Origin of the sequence: Pseudomonas sp. MYb118 (genome assembly GCF_040947875.1) — a bacterium.
In the GTDB taxonomy this organism is placed as follows: domain Bacteria; phylum Pseudomonadota; class Gammaproteobacteria; order Pseudomonadales; family Pseudomonadaceae; genus Aquipseudomonas.
Window position 1 is genome coordinate 2,320,989 of record NZ_JBFRXN010000002.1, and the last position, 16,613, is coordinate 2,337,601.

A 16,613-nucleotide genomic window follows, 5' to 3' on the forward strand; every position below is an offset into this window, starting at 1 on the left:
GATTGGGGCCCATGATATTTCCGACCACAGCCGTCGGAATTGGTCAAAATTTGTGCTATATTCCGCGCCCGCGAAATTCCATGCAAGCCAACACCGGTCATCGTCATGCAAACAGCCAAGCCGTTATTTGACTATCCCAAGTACTGGGCCGAATGCTTCGGTCCAGCGCCATTCCTGCCCATGAGCAGGGAGGAGATGGATCAGCTCGGCTGGGATTCCTGCGACATCATCATCGTCACCGGTGATGCCTACGTCGACCATCCGTCGTTCGGCATGGCGATTATCGGCCGCCTGCTGGAAGCCCAGGGCTTCCGTGTCGGGATCATTTCCCAGCCGAACTGGCAGTCCAAAGACGACTTCATGAAGCTGGGCGAGCCGAACCTGTTTTTCGGCGTCGCGGCCGGCAACATGGACTCGATGATCAACCGCTACACCGCCGACAAGAAAATCCGCTCCGACGACGCCTACACCCCCGGTGGCCTGGCGGGCAAACGGCCGGATCGCGCGAGCCTGGTGTACAGCCAGCGCTGCAAGGAAGCCTACAACCACGTGCCGATCGTGCTCGGTGGCATCGAGGCCTCCCTGCGCCGCATCGCCCACTATGACTACTGGCAGGACCGGGTGCGCAACTCGATCCTGATCGACGCCTGCGCTGACATCCTGCTCTACGGCAACGCCGAGCGTGCGATTGTCGAAGTCGCCCAGCGCCTGTCCTACGGCCACAAGATCGAAGACATCACCGACGTGCGCGGCACCGCGTTCATTCGTCGCGATACGCCGAAAGACTGGTACGAAATCGACTCCACGCGCATCGACCGTCCGGGCAAGATCGACAAGATCATCAACCCGTACGTGAACACCCAGGACACCCAGGCCTGCGCCATCGAGCAGGAGAAGGGGTCGACTGTTTCAAGTGCAGAAGATCCGCAGGAAGCCAAGGTCGTGCAGATCCTGGCAAGCCCCAAGATGACCCGCGACAAGACCGTGATCCGCCTGCCCTCCGTGGAAAAGGTGCGTAACGATGCGGTGCTGTATGCCCACGCCAACCGCGTGCTGCACCTGGAAACCAACCCGGGCAACGCCCGTGCGCTGGTACAGAAGCATGGCGAAGTCGATGTCTGGTTCAACCCACCGCCGATTCCGATGACCACCGAAGAGATGGACTACGTGTTCGGCATGCCCTATGCGCGCATTCCGCACCCGGCGTACGGCAAGGACAAGATCCCGGCCTACGACATGATCCGTTTCTCGGTGAACATCATGCGTGGCTGCTTCGGTGGCTGCACCTTCTGCTCGATCACCGAGCACGAAGGCCGGATCATCCAGAACCGTTCCGAAGAGTCGATCATTCGTGAAATCGAAGAGATCCGCGACAAGGTCCCAGGCTTCACCGGCGTCATTTCCGACCTCGGCGGCCCGACCGCGAACATGTACCGCATCGCCTGCAAGAGCCCGGAGATCGAATCCGCGTGCCGCAAGCCGTCGTGCGTGTTCCCCGGCATCTGCCCGAACCTGAACACCGATCACTCGTCGTTGATCCAGCTGTACCGCAGCGCCCGTGCGTTGCCGGGCGTGAAGAAGATCCTGATCGCTTCCGGCCTGCGTTACGACCTGGCGGTCGAGTCGCCGGAGTACGTCAAGGAGCTGGTGACCCACCACGTCGGTGGTTACCTGAAGATCGCCCCGGAACACACCGAGGAAGGTCCGCTCAACCAGATGATGAAACCGGGCATCGGCACCTATGACCGGTTCAAGCGCATGTTCGAGAAGTTCTCCAAGGAAGCGGGCAAGGAGCAGTACCTGATTCCGTACTTCATCGCGGCGCACCCTGGCACCACTGACGAAGACATGATGAACCTGGCCCTGTGGCTCAAGGGCAACGGCTTCCGTGCCGACCAGGTGCAGGCGTTCTACCCGTCGCCGATGGCCAGCGCCACCGCGATGTACCACTCGGGCAAGAACCCGCTGCGCAAGGTCACCTACAAGAGCGATGGGGTGACCATCGTCAAGAGCGAGGAGCAGCGTCGCCTGCACAAGGCGTTCCTGCGCTACCACGACCCGAAAGGCTGGCCGATGCTGCGTGAAGCGCTGCTGCGCATGGGCCGTGGCGACCTTATCGGGCCGGGCAAGAACCAGTTGATCCCGCTGCACCAGCCGTCGACCGACAGCTACCAGAGCGCCCGTCGCAAGAACTCGACGCCGGCTGGCAGCCACAAGGTCGGAGGTGAGAAGACCACCAAGATCCTCACCCAGCACACCGGCCTGCCACCGCGTGCCAGTGATGGCGGCAACCCGTGGGACAAGCGTGAACAGGCCAAGGCTGCCGCATTCGCGCGCAACCAGCAGGCGGCCAAGGAGCGCAAGGAAGCGGCCAAGGGTGGCAAGGGCCAGAAGCCGACCCGCAAGCCTGTGGTGCCGCGCTGAGGCTTGTGTGAGCTGAACAGGAAACGCCAGCCTTCGGGTTGGCGTTTTTTTTGTGTGAAGGCTGCTGGCCCCATCGCGAGCAGGCTCGCTCCCACAGGGGACCGGTGTACGCCGGACAAATGTGGGAGCGACCTGCTCGCGATGGGGCCAGAGCTGCCAGCAACTTTGCACTGCCTCGCCACAAATCCGTGCAAGCAAATCCGATAGACCTCCCACCCGCCCGATTTTGGTGCTGTACTCCCTTCCTGTAATACGAGAAAGCCCCCGCGCCACCGGGTGGCATAAGTCTTGCGCACTTTTGCCCGTTGCCGTCACAAACCTGCGCTAGTCTCAGCGTTCCTGCTGTCTGCCGAGCTTTCCATGCCTGACCTGCTAGACCGCTATCCACTCACCCCGGGCTCCTACCACGAACTGCTCGATGGCAGTGGCAGCGTGCGGCCGCATTGGCGTCGGCTGTTCGACCACTTGCAGGGCAGTACGCCGGCGCAGTTGGAGCAACGCCAGGCCCTGATGGCCCGGCAGATTCAGGAAAACGGTGTGACCTATAACGTCTATGCCGACCCCAAGGGCGCGGACCGGCCGTGGGAACTGGACCTGTTGCCGCATGTGATCGCTGTCGATGAGTGGGAGCGTCTGTCAGCCGGTATTGCCCAGCGAGCGCGCCTCCTCAATGCTGTGCTGGCCGACCTGTACGGCCCGCAACGCCTGATCGCCGAAGGCCTGCTGCCGGCCGAACTGGTCTTTGGCCATAACCATTTCCTCTGGCCCTGTCAGGGCATCACGCCACCTGAGGGGACGTTTCTGCACCTGTACGCGGTGGATCTGGCGCGCACGCCCGATGGGCGCTGGTGGGTGACGGCGGACCGCACCCAGGCGCCGTCCGGTGCTGGTTATGCCCTGGAGAACCGCACCATCGTGTCGCGGGCCTTTCCCGAGTTGTACCGCGATATGAAAGTGCAGCATCTGGCCGGTTTCTTCCGCACGCTTCAGGAAACCCTGGCCCGCCAGGCACCGAGCAGCGACGAGGCGCCGTTGGTGGTGGTGCTGACGCCGGGGCGGTTCAACGAAAGCTATTTCGAACACCTGTACCTGGCGCGACAGCTGGGTTATCCACTGGTGGAAGGCAGCGACCTTACCGTGCGCGACGCCACGGTTTACCTGAAAACCCTCAGCGGCCTGCGCCGTGTTCACGCGATCATGCGCCGGCTCGATGACGACTTCTGCGACCCGCTGGAACTGCGCACCGATTCGGCCCTTGGCGTATCGGGTCTGCTCGAAGCTGTGCGGCAGGGGCGGGTGCTGGTGGCCAACGCCCTGGGCAGTGGGGTGCTGGAGTCGCCGGGGCTGCTCGGCTTCCTGCCGAAGATCAATCAGTTCCTGTTTGGCGAAGAGCTGATCCTGCCCTCCATTGCCACCTGGTGGTGTGGCGAAGCGCCGGTGTTGGCCCAGGCACTGGAAAAACTCCCGCAGTTGTTGATCCGCCCGGCATTCCCTTCGCAAAGCTTCGCGCCGGTGCTGGGGCGAGATTTGAGCGATGCGCAACGCCAGGCGCTGGCCGAGCGCATCCAGGCTCGCCCCTATGCCTACGTCGCGCAGGAACTGGCGCAGCTGTCCCAGGCGCCGATCTGGCAGGCCGAGGACGGTCAGTTGCAGCCCCGTGCCATCGGCATGCGCGTCTACGCGGTGGCCAGTGCCGACGGTTATCGCGTGCTGCCCGGCGCCTTGACCCGCGTGGCTGCCGAGGCGGACGCCGAAGTGGTGTCGATGCAGCGTGGCGGTGCGAGCAAGGACACCTGGGTGCTGGGCGAGCGGCCACCCAGCGGTGAGCAATGGAAAGCCCAGCGCAATGTTGGCGTGCATGACCTGGTGCGCCGCGATCCGTATTTGCCCTCGCGGGTCGTGGAAAACCTGTTCTGGTTCGGTCGTTACTGCGAGCGCTGCGATGACAGCGCGCGGTTGCTGCGCATCATCCTGGCGCGCTACGTCGATGGCGATGACCCGCAGGCCCTGCAAGCGGCGGTCGAGCTGGGCGAGCGGCTGATGCTGTTGCCGGAGGAGGGCACCTTGCCCGAGCGTCTGCTGGCGGCACTGCTGGGCGATGACTGGCCGTTCAGCCTGCGCTCCAACCTGCAGCGCTTGCAATGGGCGGCCTCGCAGGTGCGCGGCAAGCTGTCCCGGGAAAACTGGCAGGCGCTGGTGGAGTTGCAGCGCGAAGCGCTGGAGCTGGAAAGCGCCAGGCCTGACTTTGGCGAATTGCTGGATTGCCTCAACCGCCTGGTGATGTCGCTGGCGGCGTTATCCGGTTTCGCCCTCGACGACATGACCCGCGACGAAGGCTGGCGCTTCCTGATGATCGGGCGGCGGATCGAGCGCCTGCAATTTCTCTGTGCCAGCCTGGCGGCGTTTCTGCGCGGCCGATCAGCCTTCGATCAGGCGGGCCTCGAATGGCTGCTGGAGCTGGGCAACAGCAGCATCACTTACCGTTCGCGTTATCTGGCGGTGGCGCAATTGATCCCGGTACTCGACCTGTTGCTGCTCGACGAGCAGAACCCGCACGCGGTGCTGTTCCAGTTGAAACTGGTGACCCGCACCGTCAAACGCCTGAACGACGATTTTGCGGCGCCGCGTGAATCCGGCCTGCCGCTGTTGGTGGAGCGTCTGGCGCGTTTCGACCTGGGCTGCCTGGAGAACTCGCTGTTCGGTGACACCAGCGTTCGCGCCGCCATCGACGGTCTGGCTGATCTGTTGCAGGAGATCGCCGATATCAGCGCGCTGGTGTCGGATCGCCTGGCGTTGCGCCATTTCGCCCACGTCGATGATGTCAGTCAGCGCACGGTGTCCGTCTGATGAGCGCCCGTTACCAGATCTTCCACGACACCCATTATCACTACGCCAGCCCCGTGTCCCTGGCCCGGCAACTGGCGCACCTGTGGCCGCGCGACTGTGCGTGGCAACGCTGCACCGAGCGGCAGTTGCAGATCAGCCCCGAGCCGACGTCGCGCCGGGATGAGCTGGATGTGTTCGGCAATCCGCTCACGCGACTGGCCTTCGAACGGCCCCACGACGAATTGCAGGTCAATGCCCGGCTCAGCGTCGAGGTCCTGCCCCGGCCTGCGCCGGATTTCGGCCAATCCCCGGCCTGGGAAGGCTCCCGCAGCGCGTTGACCTACAGTGGGCAGGCGCTTGGCCCGCAAGTGCTTGACGCGTATAGCTATCGCTTCGAGTCACCCTATGTGCACCTCAAGCGCAGCTTCGTCGAGTTCTCGCACAGCTGTTTCCCCGCCGGCAGACCGCTGTTGCTCGGGGTTCAGGCGTTGATGGAGAAAATTTTCGGCGAGTTCACCTTCGACGCCGAAGCCACCCAGGTGGCGACGCCGCTGATGGAGGTGCTGGCGCGTCGGCGCGGGGTGTGCCAGGACTTCGCTCACCTGATGCTCGCCTGCCTGCGTTCCCGTGGGTTGGCGGCGCGTTATGTCAGCGGCTATCTGTTGACCCAGCCACCGCCGGGGCAGCCACGCCTGATCGGTGCCGATGCTTCCCACGCCTGGATAAGCGTGTATTGCCCGGTAATGGGCTGGGTGGATTTCGATCCGACCAACAATGTGCAGCCGGCGCTGGAACACATCACCCTGGCCTGGGGCCGGGATTTTTCCGACGTGTCACCGTTGCGCGGGGTGATCCTGGGCGGCGGCAACCACGACCCGGAGGTGCGGGTTACCGTTATGCCGCAGGATTGAATGCGCTGTCCCCTGTAGGAGCGAGCTTGCTCGCGATGGCGGTGTATCAGTTGAATACGTTGTCGTCTGGCATATCGCAATCGCGAGCAAGCTCGCTCCTACAGGGAGGGGGCGGGTATCAACCTGGCGTCTGCTCTGTCCACTTCGGCGCAATTGTCGGCTGCCACGCATCCAGGGCGTCGATCAGCGTTTGCGGCGACTCGCTCACTTGCAGCATGTCGCGGTGTGCGCCGCGGACGAAGCCTTCACCGACGATGTGATCGAGAAAACCGGTCAGCTTGCTGTAGAAGCCGTTCACTTCCAATAAGCCCAGGGGTTTGCCGTGGTAACCCAGTTGGCCCCATGTCCACACTTCGAACAGCTCTTCCAGGGTGCCCAGGCCGCCCGGCAGGGCGATGAAGGCGTCGCTCAGTTCTGCCATGCGCGCCTTGCGTGCGTGCATGCCGTCGACCACTTCCAGGCGGGTCAGGCCGCTGTGGCCGATTTCCTTGTCCTTGAGGCTCTGCGGGATGATGCCGATCACTTCACCGCCTGCCGCCAGGGCCGCATCGGCGACGATGCCCATCAGCCCGACGGCGCCGCCGCCGTAGACCAGGGTCAGCTTGCGCTCGGCCAGCGCTCGCCCGAGGGCCACGGCCGCGTCACGGTAAGCCGGGTTGGTGCCAGTGCTGGCGCCGCAAAATACACAAACAGATGCTAAAGACATGCCTTGCTCCACGGTCAGGGTGACCACAGAGTAAAGGCAGCAGGGCTGTGCTCCAAGGTCTAAACTTCGCGCCGGGACGTTTCACAGGTACCACTGGCGCCGCAGGCGTAAGCGGCGAGCAAGCTGCACAAAAAACTGTTGATGGACATGACAGACACTCCAGGTCGATGACGATGGCCTGATGATAGAGCCGTGTCGGGCGTCTGGCTGGTAGATTGTCTCGATAGGGGTCATAGCCCGAAAGTTGTATACAGTTTATGACTTGGGTCATAGGAACTTGCCGAATTTTCAGGCAGTCTTCTGTCCATTCGAAATTTCGTTAACCATGCCTTGGAGATTCACCATGTTTGCCAAACTTGTTGCGGTATCCCTGTTGACGCTGGCCAGCAGCCAATTGATGGCTGCCGAGTGCAAGACCACCATCGACTCCACTGACCAAATGTCCTTCAGCACCAAGGCCATTGAAATCGACAAGAGCTGCAAGACGTTCACCGTGGAACTGACCCACTCCGGCAGCTTGCCGAAAAACGTGATGGGCCATAACTGGGTGCTGAGTAAAGAAGCTGACATGCAGCCGATCGCCACCGACGGCCTGGCTGCCGGCATCGACAAGAACTACCTGAAAGATGGCGACGCACGCATCATCGCCCACACCAAACTGATCGGCGCCAAGGAAACCGACTCGGTGACCTTCGACGTGTCGAAGCTCGATGCAGCCGAGAAATACGGCTTCTTCTGCTCGTTCCCAGGCCACATCTCGATGATGAAAGGCACTGTGACCCTGAAGTAAATCCGCGTCATCGTTCATCGCGGGCAAGCCCGCTCCTACAGGTTCAGCGATAAACCCTGTGGGAGCGAGCCTGCTCGCGATAGCGTCAGCTCAGGCGCCGCCCATCAAGGCGCAAACGGCATCACCCGCTTGTGCTGCGTCTTCTTGTACGTCTCACAGATAATCCTGAACGCTTCCTCACGCACCGGCTCGCCATGCAGGAAGGCGTCGATCTCGGCGTAGGTCACGCCGTGGGAAGCCTCGTCCGGCTTGCCCGGTGCCAGGTCTTCCAGGTCCGCCGTCGGGACTTTTTCCACCAGCGACTCCGGCGCGCCGAAGCTGCGGGCGATCGCCCGAACCTGGTTTTTCACCAGGCCGCTCAGCGGTGCGAGGTCGCAGGCGCCGTCGCCGAACTTGGTGAAGAAGCCCATGACCGCCTCGGCGGCGTGGTCGGTGCCGATCACCAGGCCATGGGCGGCACCGGCGATGGTGTACTGGGCGACCATGCGCATGCGCGCCTTGGTATTGCCCAGGACGAAGTCCACCGAGACCGCTTCCTTGCCTTCGAAAGCGATCACTTCGCTGGCCAATGCCTTGACCGCCGCGCCGATGTTCACGGTGTGACGCTCGTCTGGCTGGATGGCCTCCAGCGACGCCTGGGCATCGTGTTCATCGAACTGCGTGCCGTAAGGCAGGCGTACCGCGATGAACTTGTAGCGATCGTCGCCGGTGCGGGCACGCAGCTCGCGCATGGCGCGCTGGGCCAAAAGGCCCGCGGTCAGGGAATCGACACCGCCGCTGATGCCGAGCACCAGGGTCTTGAGGCCGGAGTTGACCAGGCAATCCTGAATGAAACTGATGCGCCGGGCGACTTCCGCCTCGAGGGCGGCCTTGTCGGCGAATGGCGGTTGAACCTTGAGCTGCTCAGCAATCTCACGCTGTACGGCTTGCATGAATTCACTCCTTGCTTGGTGTGCTGGAAGGGTCGGCAGGTACTTTGAACACGTGTCGCAAGTAGGCGACGAAATTCGGGTCTTTGCAGTGGGTCTTGCCGGGCTCGTCGGAGATCTTCGCCACCGGTTGGCCGTTGCAGGCTGCCATTTTAAGCACGATGCTCATCGGTTCGACACCCGGGATGTCGCACGTCAGGTTGGTGCCGATGCCGAAGCTGACATTGATCCGCCCGCGCAGGGCGCGAAATATTTCCAGCGCCCTGGGCAGCGTCAGGCTGTCGGAGAACGTCAGGGTTTTGCTCATCGGGTCGATGCCGAGTTTCTGATAGTGGGCGATCGCCTTTTCCGCCCAGATCACCGGATCACCGGAGTCATGGCGCAAGCCGTCGAAGAGCTTGGCGAAGTACAGGTCGAAGTCGTTGAGGAAGGCATCCATGGTGATGCAGTCGGTCAGGGCGATCCCCAGCAGGCCGCGATACTCGCGAACCCAGCAGTCGAGGGCGGCGCTCTGGCTGTCGATCAACCGCGGGCCGAGCTGCTGGTGCGCCATGATCCATTCATGGGCCATGGTGCCCAACGGTTTCATGTCCAGCTCCCGGGACAGATGGACGTTGCTGGTGCCGACGAAGCGTCCGGGGAAGTCGTGCTTGAGCACGTTCACCACTTCTTCCTGCACCCGGTAGGAAAACCGTCGGCGGGTGCCGAAATCGGCGACCTGCAATTCGGATAATTCGTCGCTGCTGGCGTTGGCCGACAGCCAGTCGAACTTGCGATAAAGCTGCTCGCGGGCCTGCTCCAGCGCGACATCCCGGTAGCGATAGCGGTTGCGCACTTCACTGACGATCGACAACAGCGGTACTTCGAACAGAATCACATGCAGCCACGGCCCGCGCAGGCGGATGAAGAGCTCGCCGTTTTCGATACCGGTATGGACGTAGCGCAGGTTGAAGCGGAACAACCCGAGAAAACGCAGGAAGTCCGGCTTCATGAAGCTGATGCGCTCCATGAAACTCAACTGATCGGCGCTCAGGCTCAACTCGGCCAGGCGCTCGATCTGGAAGCGAATCTCCGCCAGATAAGGGTGCAGGTCTTCACTGTTACGGCAACGAAACTCCCATTCGACTTCCACGTTCGGGTAGTTATGCAGCACCGCCTGCATCATCGTCAGCTTGTAGAAGTCGGTGTCGAGCAGGTTCTGCACGATGCGATCGGCAAATACGCTCTCGCTCATAACGGGGGTCTCCACTTTGAATGGCGATAGTGGCGCATATCGGAGCCGCTAATGACCAGCGATTTTTTAGTGGATTCGATCCACTGTAGGAGCGGGCTTGCCCGCGATAGCGGTACATCAGTCGACATTCATGGTGACTGACACTCAGTCATCGCGGGCAAGCCCGCTCCTACAGGTCGCTGTGCGAGCTCCTACTCAGGGCAATGTCGCGTTAGTTTGGACTATCGATCTGCTCCAACATCCACTGCACAAAGTCCCGCACCTTGGGCACTTCCGCCGAGTGTTCGGGGTAGGCCAGGTAATAGGCATCGGCACTCGGCATCGCATGCTGCCAGGGAATGACCAGCTTGCCGTCGGCCAGTTCCTCTTCCACCAGAAACCGCGGCAACAGCGCCACGCCGCAGCCGACCTGGGCGGCGCGGATACACATGTAGAAGGTTTCGAAGCGCGGGCCGTGGTAGCTGTGTTCGGTGTGGTAGCCCTGGCTGTCGAACCAGTCGTGCCAGGCTTGGGGCCGTGAGGCATTTTGCAGAAGCACCAGGTCGGTCAGTTGCGTCGGGTCAGTCAGGGGCTTGGCCGGCAGGCTGGACGGCGCGCACACAGGCACCAGCTCTTCACCGAACAGCTTCAGGCACTCGCTGCGTGGCCGTGAGCCCTGGCCGAAGTAGAACGCCAGGTCGCTGCGCCCTTGCAGCAGGTCATCGGCCTCCTGCTCGCTGCACAGGTCCAGGTGAATCGACGGATGGCGCAACCGCCAGCCTTTCAGGCGCGGCACCAGCCAGCGGGCACCGAAGGTCGGCGGGGTGGACACGCGCAGCACTTCGGTCTCACCACCGTAGGAACGCAGGTAATGCGTCGACATCTCGACCTGGGTGAGGATTTTTCGGACTTCGACCAGGTACAGGTCGCCAGCGGGCGTCATTTGCAGGCGTCGGCGCACCCGACGAAACAACAGGTGTTGCAGCAGTTCTTCGAGCTGCGCGACCTGCTTGCTGACCGCGCTCTGGGTCAGGTTCAGCTCTTCGGCTGCCCGTGTGAAGCTCAAATGCCGGGTCACGGCCTCGAAACACTGCAGGGCGGTGATCGACGGCAAGTACCGTTTATTCAGCATGTGGGTGTCCTTTTTCCGGATTCTTTCTGGCCAGCAATTCGCAGCATGAATAAACGGAATGATATCTCTCTTAAAGGTCGTTTGTTGGGTAACCTGCGGCAAGCTAAAACTACAGGTCTGATCAGTCGGCGAACCCGGCTGGAGAATTTCTGTTTTTTGCTCGAGGAGTGACCCATGGTTGCCGCATTGCTTGATCGTCTTGGTGTGAACCCGGCCCTGTACCAGAACGGCAAAGTGCCGGTGCATTCGCCGATTGATGGCAGCCGCATCGGCGCCGTGAACTGGGAAGGTGCCGCTGAAGTCGAGCAGCACATCAGTCGCGCAGATCATGCGTTCGAACTGTGGCGCAAGGTTCCGGCCCCGCGCCGTGGCGAGCTGGTGCGTCAATTTGGCGAAGTGCTGCGTGAATACAAGGCCGACCTCGGCGAGCTGGTGTCCTGGGAAGCCGGCAAGATCACCCAGGAAGGCCTGGGTGAAGTCCAGGAAATGATCGACATCTGCGACTTCGCCGTCGGCCTGTCCCGCCAGTTGTACGGTCTGACCATCGCTTCCGAGCGTCCTGGCCACCACATGCGCGAAACCTGGCACCCGCTGGGCGTCGTCGGCGTGATCAGCGCATTCAACTTCCCGGTCGCGGTCTGGGCCTGGAACACCACGCTGGCGCTGGTCTGCGGCAACCCGGTGATCTGGAAACCGTCGGAGAAAACCCCGCTGACCGCCCTGGCCTGCCAGGCGCTGTTCGAACGCGTGCTGAAGAACTTCAGCGACGCGCCTGCACACCTGAGCCAGGTTGTCATCGGCGGCCGCGATGCCGGCGAGGCACTGGTCGACGATCCGCGCGTGGCCCTGGTCAGCGCCACCGGCAGCACCCGTATGGGCCGTGAAGTGGCGCCGAAGATCGCTGCACGTTTTGCCCGCAGCATCCTCGAACTGGGCGGTAACAACGCCATGATCCTCGGCCCGAGCGCCGACCTCGACATGGCCGTACGCGCGATCCTGTTCAGCGCGGTAGGCACCGCCGGCCAGCGTTGCACCACCCTGCGTCGCCTGATCGCCCATGAATCGGTCAAGGAAGAAATCGTCAGCCGCCTCAAGGCTGCCTACGCCAAGGTGCGCATCGGTCACCCGCTGGAAGGCAACCTGATCGGCCCGCTGATCGACAAGCAGAGCTTCGACAACATGCAGGATGCGCTGGAGCAGGCCCTGAGCGAAGGCGGCCGGGTGTTCGGTGGCAAGCGCCAGTTGCAGGAACAGTTCCCGAACGCCTACTACGTGGAACCGGCCATCGTCGAAATGCCGGAGCAGAGCGACGTGGTCCGCCACGAAACCTTCGCCCCGATCCTCTACGTGATCGGCTACAGCGATTTCGACGAGGCCCTGCGCCTGAACAACGCCGTGCCACAAGGCCTGTCCTCGTGCGTGTTCACCACCGACGTGCGTGAAGCGGAGAAATTCATGTCGGCGGTCGGCAGCGACTGCGGCATCGCCAACGTCAACATCGGCCCGAGCGGCGCGGAAATCGGCGGTGCCTTCGGTGGCGAAAAAGAAACCGGCGGCGGCCGCGAATCCGGCTCCGACGCCTGGCGCGCCTACATGCGCCGCCAGACCAACACCGTGAACTACTCGCTGGAACTGCCGTTGGCGCAGGGCATCACGTTCGACTAAACCTCGAACTGAATGACCTTGTGGGAGCGAGCCTGCTCGCGATAGCGATCTGTCAGTCACCTCTTTTTTGGATGTGACGACGCTATCGCGAGCAGGCTCGCTCCCACATTCAAGACTGAATAAGTGTTTTTGTTGGGTTTCCGTTGGAGTCTGGCAATGCCGTTACGCGAAGAATGTCTGTGGGAAAAACTGACGCCGCAAAGGCCCGACCATGCGGCGCTCAAGGGCGAAGTAACGGTTGATGTGTGTGTCATCGGCGCCGGGTTTACCGGTTTGTCGGCGGCGGTGCATCTGCTGGAGCAGGGCAAGACGGTCTGTGTGCTCGAAGCCCATCGCACCGGGCACGGTGGTTCGGGGCGTAACGTCGGGCTGGTGAATGCCGGCATGTGGATCCCCCCGGACGACATCGAGGCCGGGTTCGGCGAAGCGGTGGGCAGCCAGCTCAATCGCATGCTGGGTGCGGCGCCGGCGCTGGTGTTCAGCCTGGTGGACAAGTACAACATCGACTGCCAGTTGCGCCGCGAAGGCACGCTGCACATGGCGCACAATGCCCGTGGCGAAGCCGACCTGCGCAGCCGGGAACAACAATGGAAGCGCCGTGGCGCGCCGATCGAACTGTTGACCGGTTCGGCCTGCGAACACGCCACGGGCACCAAAAAGATCGCCGCCGCGCTGCTCGACCGGCGTGCCGGCACCATCAACCCGATGGCCTACGCCACCGGGCTGGCGGGTGCCGCGGTGAAACTGGGTGGTCAGCTGTTCGATCACTCGCCGGTCACGCGCCTGGAGCGCCAGGGCCAGCGCTGGTCGGTGCAGACCGAGCAGGGTTCGGTGCTGGCCGAGCAGGTGGTGATTGCCTCCAACGCCTACACCGAAGGCGACTGGACCGAACTGCGCCGCAACTTCTTCCCCGGCTATTACTACCAGGTTGCGTCCGTGCCGCTCACCGGCGAAGCCGCGCAGCGCATCTTGCCGGGTGGCCAGGGTTCGTGGGATACCCGCCAGGTACTCAGCAGCGTTCGTCGCGACAAGGATGGCCGGCTGTTGCTCGGCAGCCTGGGCAACGGCAACCAGAAACCGACCTGGTTCCTCAAGGCCTGGGCCGATCGGGTCCAGCAGCATTACTTCCCTTATCTCAAGTCGGTGGAGTGGGAATGCACCTGGACCGGGCGCATTGCCTTCACGCCCGATCACCTGATGCGCCTGTTCGAACCCGCGCCGGGCCTCGTCGCCGTCACCGGTTACAACGGACGCGGCGTGACCACGGGCACGGTGGTCGGCAAGGCCTTTGCCGATTATCTGTGTAACGGAAATCCTCAGGCGTTGCCGATCCCCTTCGCGCCCATGCAGCCCGTGGCCGGGGTGGGCCTGCGCAGTTGCCTGTACGAGGCCGGCTTTTCGCTGTATCACGCGGGCCAGTGCCTGCGCATCGTGATCTGATTGTAGAAATTTGTTGCACAAAGCGGCGCTTTTCGGCGTTGCGGCTAGCCTGTAATGGTGCGGGTTGTAGCAGTCCCCGCACCAGCAGTGTGCAGTTCGGTGACGTGGGCTGTTACAGGCTGGTTGCACGCCGTTTGGTGCCGCGGTTGCAATGATGGCGCAGGCGGGTTGCGCCCGAAAAAATAAATGGTTTTACCTTCCGCGGTTTAGACGGTTGCACGCCCAATGAAAATGGGACCGAAACAGTCGAAAAAACAATAAAGCAGCGACTTTTTTCAGAATAAAAAACCGATGGCACGGCCCTTGCTCTGAGCATTCAGTGAAGTCGCAGTGCCAAATCAAAAAAAACCTTGGAGCACCACCTCATGTCCCAGACGTTTTACAAGAAAGGCTTTCTGGCCCTCGCAGTGGCTACTGCGTTGGGCGTTTCTGCGTTTGCTCAGGCCGACATCAAGATCGGCGTAGCGGGTCCAATGACGGGCGCCAACGCGGCATTTGGCGAACAGTACATGAAGGGTGCACAAGCGGCGGCCGATGCGGTCAACGCTGCAGGCGGCGTGAACGGGGAAAAAATCGTACTGGTCAAGGGCGATGACGCCTGCGAACCGAAACAGGCTGTGACGGTCGCCAAGGACCTGACCAACCAGAAAGTGGCGGGCGTGGTGGGCCACTTCTGCTCCTCGTCGACCATCCCGGCCTCCGAGATCTACGACGAAGCGGGCATCATCGCTATCACCCCGGGTTCCACCAACCCACAGGTGACCGAGCGCGGCCTGAGCGCCATGTTCCGTATGTGCGGGCGTGACGACCAGCAAGGCATCGTCGCCGGCGACTACATCGTCGACGTGCTCAAGGGCAAGAAAGTCGTCGTGCTGCACGACAAGGACACCTACGGCCAGGGCCTGGCGGATGCCACCAAGGCACAGCTGGAAAAACGCGGCGTCAAGCCCGTGCTGTACGAAGGCCTGACCCGCGGCGAGAAAGACTTCAGCACCATCGTGACCAAAATCCGTGGCGCCGGCGCAGACGTCGTCTACTTCGGTGGCCTGCACCCGGAAGCCGGTCCACTGGTGCGTCAATTGCGTGAACAGGGCCTCAAGGACGTCAAGTTCATGTCCGATGACGGCATCGTGACCGACGAACTGGTCACCACTGCCGGCGGTCCGCAATTCGTCGACGGCGTACTGATGACCTTCGGTGCCGACCCACGTCTGCTGCCAGACAGCAAGGCCGTGGTAGACGCCTTCCGCAAGGCCGGTACCGAGCCTGAAGGCTACACCCTGTACGCCTACGCCTCGGTACAGACCCTGGCTGCAGCCTTCAACGGCGCCAAGTCCAACAAGGGCGAGGAAGCCGCTGCCTGGCTGAAGAAAAACCCGGTCAAGACCGTCATGGGCGAAAAGGCCTGGGACAGCAAGGGCGACCTGAAAGTCTCCGACTACGTGGTTTACCAGTGGGACAAGGACGGCAAATACCACCAACTGGAAAAACAGAAGTGACATAACTGCCCGGCGCCTCGTGCGCCGGGCAATCCTCGAACATGTCCGTGCAGTACCTGACTTTTCTCGTAGAGCTGCACACAACCGCACTGCGCCGGCGGCTGAACCCCGGTCCGTCGCAGGCGGCTTCTGTGCAGTCTCTCAAATGCGTGAGATTGCGTTATGGATGGTATTTTCCTGCAGCAACTGGTCAACGGCCTGACCCTCGGGTCGGTCTATGGCCTGATCGCCATTGGCTACACAATGGTCTATGGCATCATTGGCATGATCAACTTCGCCCACGGCGAGGTTTACATGATTTCCGCTTACCTCGCGGCAATCAGTCTGGCATTGCTGGCTTACTTCGGTATTGAATCCTTCCCTCTGCTGATGCTCGGCACACTGGTGTTCACCATTGTCGTCACCGGGGTATATGGCTGGGTCATCGAACGCATCGCCTACAAACCCCTGCGCAACTCCACCCGGCTGGCACCGCTGATCAGCGCCATCGGGATTTCACTGATCCTGCAAAACTACGCACAGATTTCCCAAGGAGCCAAGCAACAAGGTGTGCCTACCTTGCTGACCGGTGCCTGGCGTGTCGAGGTCGGCTCGGGTTTCGTGCAACTGACCTACACCAAGGTGTTCATCCTGGTTGCGGCATTCGTCGGGATGGCGGCGCTGACCTACATCATCAAGTACACCAAGCTCGGCCGCATGTGCCGCGCCACCCAGCAAGACCGCAAGATGGCCTCGATCCTGGGGATCAACACCGACCGGGTGATTTCCTACGTATTCATCATCGGTGCAGCGATGGCAGCCCTGGCTGGCGTGCTGATCACCATGAACTACGGCACCTTCGACTTCTACGCGGGTTTCATCATCGGCATCAAGGCGTTCACCGCGGCGGTGCTCGGCGGGATCGGCTCTCTGCCCGGCGCCATGCTCGGCGGGATCATCCTCGGGATTTCCGAGTCGCTGTTCTCGGGTCTGGTCAACTCGGACTACAAAGACGTCTTCAGCTTCTCGCTGCTGGTTCTCGTTCTGGTCTTTCGGCCTCAAGGCCTGCTTGGCCGTCCTCTTGTGTCGAAGGTGTAAG

At 62.1% G+C, this 16,613-nt stretch carries 12 protein-coding genes; 8 read left to right on the plus strand and 4 right to left on the minus strand.

Going from position 1 to position 16,613, the window contains the following annotated elements:
• Window positions 1-105: 105 nt before the first annotated feature.
• The 3 genes from ABVN20_RS16485 to ABVN20_RS16495 all read left to right on the plus strand — a co-directional run bounded on the left by ABVN20_RS16485 (window position 106) and on the right by ABVN20_RS16495 (window position 6,161).
• Complete coding sequence (locus ABVN20_RS16485; protein ID WP_368556767.1) at window positions 106-2,424, plus strand: YgiQ family radical SAM protein; 2,319 nt, start codon at window positions 106-108, stop codon at window positions 2,422-2,424.
• A 360-nt stretch (window positions 2,425-2,784) separates the two neighbouring features.
• Complete coding sequence (locus ABVN20_RS16490; RefSeq protein WP_368556768.1) at window positions 2,785-5,271, plus strand: circularly permuted type 2 ATP-grasp protein; 2,487 nt, start codon at window positions 2,785-2,787, stop codon at window positions 5,269-5,271.
• Entirely contained in the window at window positions 5,271-6,161 is an 891-nt protein-coding gene (locus tag ABVN20_RS16495) for a transglutaminase N-terminal domain-containing protein (protein ID WP_368556769.1), read from the plus strand. Before ABVN20_RS16490 ends, ABVN20_RS16495 begins: the two co-directional genes overlap by 1 nt.
• Before the next feature lie 118 nt (window positions 6,162-6,279).
• On the opposite strand, the gene ABVN20_RS16500 is transcribed toward ABVN20_RS16495, so the two are convergent.
• The gene (locus tag ABVN20_RS16500; RefSeq protein WP_368556770.1) at window positions 6,280-6,867 is read right to left on the minus strand and encodes a TIGR00730 family Rossman fold protein; all 588 of its coding nucleotides are present in this window, start codon (window positions 6,865-6,867) and stop codon (window positions 6,280-6,282) included.
• 343 nt (window positions 6,868-7,210) lie between these two features.
• On the opposite strand from ABVN20_RS16500, the gene azu reads away from it, so the two are divergent.
• The gene (gene azu, locus ABVN20_RS16505) at window positions 7,211-7,657 is read left to right on the plus strand and encodes an azurin (protein ID WP_368556771.1); all 447 of its coding nucleotides are present in this window, start codon (window positions 7,211-7,213) and stop codon (window positions 7,655-7,657) included.
• A gap of 104 nt (window positions 7,658-7,761) precedes the next feature.
• On the opposite strand, the gene nadE is transcribed toward azu, so the two are convergent.
• The 3 genes from nadE to ABVN20_RS16520 all read right to left on the minus strand — a co-directional run bounded on the left by nadE (window position 7,762) and on the right by ABVN20_RS16520 (window position 10,931).
• Window positions 7,762-8,589: an ammonia-dependent NAD(+) synthetase gene (gene nadE, locus ABVN20_RS16510; protein ID WP_368556772.1), complete on the minus strand. Its 828-nt coding sequence runs from the start codon at window positions 8,587-8,589 to the stop codon at window positions 7,762-7,764.
• A 4-nt stretch (window positions 8,590-8,593) separates the two neighbouring features.
• Window positions 8,594-9,820, minus strand: coding sequence for a nicotinate phosphoribosyltransferase (pncB, locus tag ABVN20_RS16515; protein ID WP_368556773.1), 1,227 nt, complete (start codon window positions 9,818-9,820; stop codon window positions 8,594-8,596).
• A 211-nt stretch (window positions 9,821-10,031) separates the two neighbouring features.
• Window positions 10,032-10,931 (minus strand): LysR family transcriptional regulator, encoded by a 900-nt coding sequence (locus ABVN20_RS16520; protein ID WP_368556774.1) that lies wholly within the window; start codon window positions 10,929-10,931, stop codon window positions 10,032-10,034.
• A gap of 174 nt (window positions 10,932-11,105) precedes the next feature.
• Between ABVN20_RS16520 and ABVN20_RS16525 the strand changes: the two genes are divergently transcribed.
• The 4 genes from ABVN20_RS16525 to ABVN20_RS16540 all read left to right on the plus strand — a co-directional run bounded on the left by ABVN20_RS16525 (window position 11,106) and on the right by ABVN20_RS16540 (window position 16,612).
• Window positions 11,106-12,596 (plus strand): aldehyde dehydrogenase family protein, encoded by a 1,491-nt coding sequence (locus tag ABVN20_RS16525; protein WP_368556775.1) that lies wholly within the window; start codon window positions 11,106-11,108, stop codon window positions 12,594-12,596.
• 156 nt (window positions 12,597-12,752) lie between these two features.
• Window positions 12,753-14,036, plus strand: coding sequence for an NAD(P)/FAD-dependent oxidoreductase (locus ABVN20_RS16530; RefSeq protein ID WP_368556776.1), 1,284 nt, complete (start codon window positions 12,753-12,755; stop codon window positions 14,034-14,036).
• Between the two features lie 365 nt (window positions 14,037-14,401).
• Window positions 14,402-15,535 (plus strand): ABC transporter substrate-binding protein, encoded by a 1,134-nt coding sequence (locus ABVN20_RS16535; RefSeq protein ID WP_368556777.1) that lies wholly within the window; start codon window positions 14,402-14,404, stop codon window positions 15,533-15,535.
• Window positions 15,536-15,697: 162 nt separating this feature from the next.
• Window positions 15,698-16,612, plus strand: a complete 915-nt coding sequence (locus ABVN20_RS16540; RefSeq protein ID WP_368556778.1) for a branched-chain amino acid ABC transporter permease LivH — start codon at window positions 15,698-15,700, stop codon at window positions 16,610-16,612.
• Window position 16,613 lies beyond the last annotated feature (1 nt).

Bases quoted from the DNA above. Each gene is read 5' to 3' on its own strand.
- ABVN20_RS16490 (WP_368556768.1), top strand. From the start codon at position 2,785: ATGCCTGACCTGCTAGACCGCTATCCACTCACCCCGGGCTCCTACCAC.
- nadE (WP_368556772.1), bottom strand. From the start codon at position 8,589: ATGCAAGCCGTACAGCGTGAGATTGCTGAGCAGCTCAAGGTTCAACCG.
- ABVN20_RS16520 (WP_368556774.1), bottom strand. From the start codon at position 10,931: ATGCTGAATAAACGGTACTTGCCGTCGATCACCGCCCTGCAGTGTTTC.
- azu (WP_368556771.1), top strand. From the start codon at position 7,211: ATGTTTGCCAAACTTGTTGCGGTATCCCTGTTGACGCTGGCCAGCAGC.
- ABVN20_RS16525 (WP_368556775.1), top strand. From the start codon at position 11,106: ATGGTTGCCGCATTGCTTGATCGTCTTGGTGTGAACCCGGCCCTGTAC.
- ABVN20_RS16540 (WP_368556778.1), top strand. From the start codon at position 15,698: ATGGATGGTATTTTCCTGCAGCAACTGGTCAACGGCCTGACCCTCGGG.
- ABVN20_RS16495 (WP_368556769.1), top strand. From the start codon at position 5,271: ATGAGCGCCCGTTACCAGATCTTCCACGACACCCATTATCACTACGCC.
- ABVN20_RS16535 (WP_368556777.1), top strand. From the start codon at position 14,402: ATGTCCCAGACGTTTTACAAGAAAGGCTTTCTGGCCCTCGCAGTGGCT.
- ABVN20_RS16500 (WP_368556770.1), bottom strand. From the start codon at position 6,867: ATGTCTTTAGCATCTGTTTGTGTATTTTGCGGCGCCAGCACTGGCACC.
- ABVN20_RS16530 (WP_368556776.1), top strand. From the start codon at position 12,753: ATGCCGTTACGCGAAGAATGTCTGTGGGAAAAACTGACGCCGCAAAGG.
- pncB (WP_368556773.1), bottom strand. From the start codon at position 9,820: ATGAGCGAGAGCGTATTTGCCGATCGCATCGTGCAGAACCTGCTCGAC.
- ABVN20_RS16485 (WP_368556767.1), top strand. From the start codon at position 106: ATGCAAACAGCCAAGCCGTTATTTGACTATCCCAAGTACTGGGCCGAA.